We start from the raw sequence: 6819 nt of genomic DNA on the forward strand, positions 1-6819 counted from the left end.
ATCTCGCCGTCCGGGGCATAGCCACTGACGGTGTCGCGCAGCAGTTGGCGGACCCGCGAATAATCATCCCGCTCAATCGCAGACAGCAACTCCGTCAACTTGCCCTTGAGCACTTCCCAAGGCAGCAGATCTTCATTGGCCGTCATGATCATCGGGTGTTGAGTAGCCGCCACGTTGTCACCGATCAACAACTCTTCGTAGAGCTTCTCGCCTGGACGTAGCCCGGTAAATTCGATGGCAATGTCGCCCTGAGGATTTTTGTCCGAACGGACACTCAACCCCGACAAGTGAATCATCTTCTCCGCCAACTCGACAATCTTCACCGGCTCGCCCATGTCCAGCACAAACACATCACCGCCCTGCCCCATCGAACCGGCCTGAATGACCAGTTGCGCGGCTTCGGGGATGGTCATGAAGTAACGGGTGATTTTCGGATGTGTGACCGTCAGCGGGCCGCCTGACTTGATCTGCTTATGGAACAGCGGAATCACCGAACCGGAAGACCCGAGCACATTGCCGAATCGCACCATGGTGAACCGGGTTTTATTGACCCGGGACACGTTGGTCTTGTCACCAAACATCACCGGCGCCAGCTCGCGACTGAGCGCCTGGAGCGTCATTTCGGCAAGGCGTTTGGTACTCCCCATGACATTCGTGGGGCGTACAGCCTTGTCGGTCGAAATCAGCACGAAGTTCGCCACACCGGCCTGCAGGGCCGCCTGCGCGGTATTCAGCGTACCGATCACATTGTTCAGTACACCTTCGGCAATATTGTGCTCGACCATCGGCACGTGCTTGTAAGCCGCCGCGTGATACACCGTATCCACATGCCAGGTTTTCATCACATCCAGCAGTTTGTCCTGGTTGCGCACCGAACCGAGGATCGGCAACAGACGAACCGATAGCGACTCGCGGGCAATACGCTGCTCAAGTTCCGACAGAATGCTGTAAAGATTGAACTCACTGTGTTCGAACAACAGCAGCGTGGTCGGCTTCAACGCSAGRATCTGGCGACAAAGCTCRGAACCGATAGAGCCACCCGCTCCGGTGACCAGAACCGACTGATCCTTGATGCAATGCTCGAGCAAATCGCCCTGCGCCGGCACCGCRTCGCGGCCAAGCAGGTCCGCGATGTCGACYTCCTGAATGTCATCCACCTTGACCCGRCCGCTGGCCAGGTCCATGAAACCGGGCACGCTTCGAACATGCAACGGAAAACCTTCCAGAAAGCCCAGAATCTCGCGGCGACGCCCGCGATTGGCCGAAGGAATCATCTATAAATGCTACAGGGCGCATGACTCGACCCATGCGCAAGGCGGCAACCAGCTGGTTACCGGCAGCACCGGCACCGTAGATGGCAACGCGGGGCAATCCATTGTCGCGATTGGTAAAGGGAACGTGCTGCGCCGCAGTAAACCAGTCCCCCAGAAAATACTGGCGCATGGCCAAGCGCAGCCCACCCACCATGATCAGGCTTAACCACCAGTAGTTAAAAATGATCGAGCGAGGGACAACGTTCTGATGGTTGCTGTACCAGTACACCACGACCCCGAGAATCAGCGACGAAAGGCTGACAGCCTTGATAATCGCGATCAGGGCATCATTGCCGAAGTAGCGCATCACCGCCCGGTACAACCCGAATCGAATAAAAAGAGGGATCGCAATAACCGGAGCGGCTAGAAACAACCAGAAATGCTGGGTAAACGGATTTCTCATTTCGTCGATGCCCAAGCGGACGACGAATGCCATCCACAAGGCGAGCCAAACCAGCAGGAAGTCTGTGATGACTTGCAAAATGCGCTTGTGTCGACGCGGAAGGCTCAACAAATATGCTCGTATTTTATCCATAATCCCGTCGTTTACCTTTTGTAATCTATACAACAAAACCACCTTGATAAAAATCAGTTTTGTACGTGACTCTCCAACTCTCCAGCACGAAACCACACCGCTAAAATCACCAAGGGAACATACGCTACAACCAAGCCGATCAAGCCATCCAGACCGAGCAACTCAACATACAAAGCAATCGGCAATAGCCAAAGTACATTTATCGTCAATACCGCCAACGTGACGATCGAATGCGTACCTAATTGACGTGATGCGCACTGGTACGCGTGACTGCGGTGCGCCTCATAGATCCTTGCACCCTGCAAAAACCGCCTTATTAATGTGAACGTCGCATCCACGACGAAGACCCCGATCAGAATCAACCACACCCAAAACAGACTCGTGCTGTGCCAGGCGGCCTGTAGCGAAAATACGCCTAATACCATGCCCAGAAAACCACTTCCTGCGTCACCCATAAAAATCCGCGCGGGGGGGAAATTCCAGTAGAGAAAACCCAAAACTGACATCGCCAGCAGCAACGGAGCCCATATTAGGGAGTCGTATCCGCAAAGCCAGTAAACCAGGCATGCGCCAAGGCAAACCGACACTGCTTCGATACTGGCAATCCCATCAATTCCGTCCATGAAGTTGTACAGGTTCAGCATCCACACCAGGTAAACCGCTGCTAATACGTTTCCCAGCCACCCCAGACTCAGCGAGATACCGAAAATATTCAGCGCCGGCATTCCATTGAACCAACAGAGTACCCAGACAGCTCCCGCAAAATGCCCAAGCAAGCGCCAGCGGACAGCTATATGGCTACGGTCATCGACAAAACCGATTATCGCGATACCGCCACCCGCCCCCAGCAACGCCCAGACAAGCTCCCAGCTCGCAACGCCAAACCAGCCAAGAACGGGCAGTACCGCCAGAAAACTCAGAACAATGGCTACGCCACCACTGCGAGGAGTAGGCCTCGAATGAGAGCTACGAGCATTCGGGATGTCCATCAGACTGCGGCTCAGAGCATAACGACGCAGGGCGCCTGTCAAGACCAGGGAAATACCAACTACAACTGGCAACGACAACCAGAGACTCATCGAACAAAGGCGTCCATTAACGACAAACGTGGATAGAAAGCCTCAGTCACCTGCGACTTAAGCGCTTGAACCCCATAAGCCTTTACCAGCAATACAGTTTTCCGGCAATCAAAGGATGAATCATCGTATTCAAAATGACGAAAAAAGGCAGGAATGCACTCTTTTCAGTCGCAAGAACCGGCTCTTCAATAATACGCCCAAGGGCGCCGCAGCCAGTGCATAGATCTACAGCCTGGTCGAGACCGACAAAGCTAACGGCCAGGAGCCCTATTCGTGGCTACGCCGCCTACTGGAGCGACTGCACCGCACGCATAGTGCATTGAAAATGCATGAAGTGTTGCGCCCTTGGAACTGGAGGCATGATGTGTATCAATATTGATCATCTGAGTGTCGATGAATTAGTGACGTTGAATCATCACATTATCGAATGTCCGAAGATACTGGAGTCGTTGGAGGTTCACAAATCGATGATGCTGCTCCATCCAGGAGCGCGGACAAGCTTTGACTCACCACGTGATGAGTACCTGTCCAGTACCGTCATGAAACTCAACCGCAGACCGTCACAGTGGTAACCGACAACGGCCAACGCGGGTGTATTTCGCCGCACTTACGTTCACCGATAAAAATGTAAAGGCGGGACGACGGTAGATATCAGGCAATAAAAAAGAAGTAACTCTGCCACGAATGGTCCCCACACCAGCATGATTTAATTTCACACCCGATCTCACGCGCTGAATGCGCCACCTATTTTTGGATAGGTGGGTTTCATGGGGCAGTTACACTTCTTCTATTTGGATGGACAGTTCAAAGAGCTGGATAATGGTTTGCTGAGCCTGCGGTATGTAGGGCCAATCACCGCCAGCCTGCTGGCTGTGGAAATGGGTAACGCCAGCAGTAGGTGCATACCCGGTTCTTAGGAGGCAGGGCATGGGTAAGCGCATCTAACTACCCGACAAATGCCGGGGACAACGAACTTTGAATCCTTCAGCATCGTTGGACGCCGCTGATGATTGGCTGATAAAACTTTGCCCCGCTCTTTTCTACGCCGCACGGTCAAATTTTAAAACATGAAAAAGCCCGCACTCGGCGGGCTTTAACCAAATCATATGTTCTTTATCTATAGTTTGGCGGCATGCACTTCAACAAAATTTTTGTAGCCACTAAGCATACCAAACAAGAAAAATGCCAAGGCCCCGGCACTAGGCACTATAAGAATATCCCACGCCAACGCCATTGGCCCAAATGCCATAAAAACGGCGCCCCAAGCAAAAAAGTACTCTGGTGAGCCATCCGTGCGCGGGCGGGCGGACCACGCTTCTTTAAAGTTAATTACCAACATAGCAATAAAGGGAGCAAAAAATATTAACCCGCCCTTCCAAAGCAACGTTAAGTAATAAATATGCGTTGAAGTATTTTCCGCCAATGACCTAGAATGATCCCCCACGGAATATCGACCATATCCAGAGAATCCATTTCCGGCAAACGGGCTCTTCAAGACTTCTTTAAATCCTTCGACAGCAAGTTCAATGCGTCCAGTCGCAAATGCATCAGCCTTTCTCGTCAAACGCTGAACTGTGTCATCAGAGGCATGTCCACCCCGATGCGTAGCAGTTTGCTGCTCAGCAACCACTTCAGAAGAAACACCAGCCACAACGACATGAGTCTCTACCGGCTCAGACGTAATTGCTTCTATCGAATCGAGCATTCGATTCTCATTCATGCCACGAGCATAAGTAATAACCCCCGAGAGCAGGATAGACGCCACCACCAAGCCTACCAACTTCCAAGAAGAAGGATTCCGAATGGCGTACAAAATAGCTGTGACCAAAATCCAAACAAGCAACACTTGAGCACTTCTTGAGTCGCTCCCAATAATCAGGAATGAAGAGCAAACCAGCCCAACAACAAAACAGCAGCGAACATAGACATTCGAACGGGTACTTATTATTGACCCACACATAATAATAGCCTGAAGACAAATCAGGTGAGCGAGACTTAACACGCCAAATGATGCAAAAACAGGAACACCCAAAAACTCAGCATTCATTGCAGAGTAGCCAAGAGGCCCCAAATAAATACGAACAGCCTCACCCAATATAAAAATACGCGCAGCAATCACGACTACAAATATAGTTGAGAAAACTGACAACCAAAAAATAATTCTATCGACCCCCTCACGCCCCGCAAGAAATCTTCCTAAAAAAAGAAAACCAGGCGCAAACATGACTAACAGCAAAGAAAGCAAATGCCTTGTTAGCTGACCGTCAGGCGAGAAAGTATTTGCAACAATAACAGAAACCCCGCCTAGCGCTGCGGACAATGCGAAGACAGCACTTACTTTGTTGAACCTTATGAAAAAGGCCAGCGCAATAACTGGAGCCAGTAGGAATGCAGGATTTATGTCATACCCCATCAACGAAAACATAACGACAGGAATAGACAATGTTGCCGCAATTACAGGAACTACAAGTTTCCTGCCCCCCCCATCCAACAACACATCAGAAGCATTATACATTACTACACTCTTCTTAGAGAACCACATTGATCTTAAGACAACGCCAATGCAATATTATTTTCTAACCAGGCACCAAACATCGCATTTAACCGCAAACAAGAACGCCATGTCCAAGCAGGCAAATTATACTATCATGTTGGTGACGCCTACCCTTCCCATGGCATACGCCCAACTATGCTACCGCCTGAAGGTAACCGATGACAGTTGCATTCACTAGCCCATATCAACTCCCAATTAGGTACCTGGCCGAAAGCTTCCGTTCATAATGGACGCTCCGCCTCTATGATGCTTAGAATTCTGTTCATGAAGTTCGTGCCACTCCTTTGCGATTCTGAGCTGCAAGCCTTGATGGACGCCTACAGGCAAGGTGAGAAGCTTACTTTGCCCAGTCACGCTCATGCCATTTTGCTCAGTCACAAGGGTTACACCCTCAACCAGATCAGCGACATTCTTGTCGTCATCAGTACAACCGTATCGCTCTGGCTTGTAGTGGTCAACAAATCCAGGACACGACGTTAAATTTTTTCTCAGCCAGAGATGGGGCTAACCCGCCGTTAAATTGATGCGGCCGAATCCAGTCGTGCCGATGCATCAGATAGAGGCTTATGTCTCGGTGCGCTTCTTGGGCCTTCATTTAGCCAGCACTCGGTATCCACTCAGTTTTTCAATCTCCTGAACACATGTTTCCTCGGCGCATACCTGGCAGTTTCCACGGCAACTCATGCTCTGGCGCATGCGATAACGCCAGAGTTGTTGGCGAAACTGTCGGCTGCCATATCGCGAGCCCTGGTCCGAATGAAGCACCGTTCCCTGAGACCTGACACGCTGCTCGTAAGCCATATCCAGCGCCTTGATGAGCACGACAATCCCCCGCCCAGCATTCGACGTGCACAGAGATCCAGGACAACAACCAGGACGTGCCATTTTCCCTGCGCCCGGTTGCAGGTGATGTCACCACACCAGATTTGGTGTGGTACCGGCACATCAAATTCCCGATTCGATATGTCCGGGATATCAGGCCACGCGCCTTGAATCGCCCGATCTGCTCGCCACCTTCCCGCGACATCAGGAGTGGGGGCTGGGCGGATGCTCACCTCTTATCTAATGACAAGACATTCTCGACCTAATTTTTATCGTCAAACCATGCTCAACCTGGCGCACTGCCTCAATACAACAGCTTTCGCACTTTCATGGTTCCAGTCGACGCTGTCGATAGATCAAGTCAACAATCTCGCCGTCCGGGGCATAGCCACTGACGGTGTCGCGCAGCAGTTGGCGGACCCGCGAATAATCATCCCGCTCAATCGCAGACAGCAACTCCGTCAACTTGCCCTTGAGCACTTCCCAAGGCAGCAGATCTTCATTGGCCGTCATGAT

Annotated in this window: 3 protein-coding genes and 4 pseudogenes; 2 read left to right on the forward strand and 5 right to left on the reverse strand. The window is 51.4% G+C overall.

All coding sequences use genetic code 11. The features are described from left to right. Positions 1-1848, reverse strand: a pseudogene (locus AC1DHT_RS29005) (polysaccharide biosynthesis protein); the annotation flags it as partial. A gap of 53 nt (positions 1849-1901) precedes the next feature. Next, entirely contained in the window at positions 1902-2927 is a 1026-nt protein-coding gene (locus AC1DHT_RS29010) for an MraY family glycosyltransferase (RefSeq protein WP_427547300.1), read from the reverse strand. 160 nt (positions 2928-3087) lie between these two features. Between AC1DHT_RS29010 and AC1DHT_RS29015 the strand changes: the two are divergent. Beyond that, positions 3088-3306, forward strand: a pseudogene (locus AC1DHT_RS29015) (transposase domain-containing protein); the annotation flags it as partial. A 400-nt stretch (positions 3307-3706) separates the two neighbouring features. Continuing rightward, positions 3707-3814, forward strand: a pseudogene (locus AC1DHT_RS29020) (IS110 family transposase); the annotation flags it as partial. 230 nt (positions 3815-4044) lie between these two features. Here AC1DHT_RS29020 and AC1DHT_RS29025 read toward each other — a convergent pair. The 3 genes and pseudogenes from AC1DHT_RS29025 to AC1DHT_RS29035 form a co-directional block, all read right to left on the reverse strand. Continuing rightward, a complete protein-coding gene (locus tag AC1DHT_RS29025; RefSeq protein WP_427547302.1) occupies positions 4045-5442 on the reverse strand; it encodes an O-antigen ligase family protein in 1398 nt (465 codons plus the stop codon). Positions 5443-5935: 493 nt separating this feature from the next. After that, positions 5936-6532: pseudogene (locus tag AC1DHT_RS29030) on the reverse strand (DDE-type integrase/transposase/recombinase); the annotation flags it as partial. 98 nt (positions 6533-6630) lie between these two features. After that, on the reverse strand, positions 6631-6819 hold a 189-nt coding region (locus AC1DHT_RS29035; protein ID WP_477750115.1), incomplete at its 5' end, for a hypothetical protein.

The sequence above is a fragment of the Pseudomonas sp. 05N432 genome (assembly GCF_056396945.1).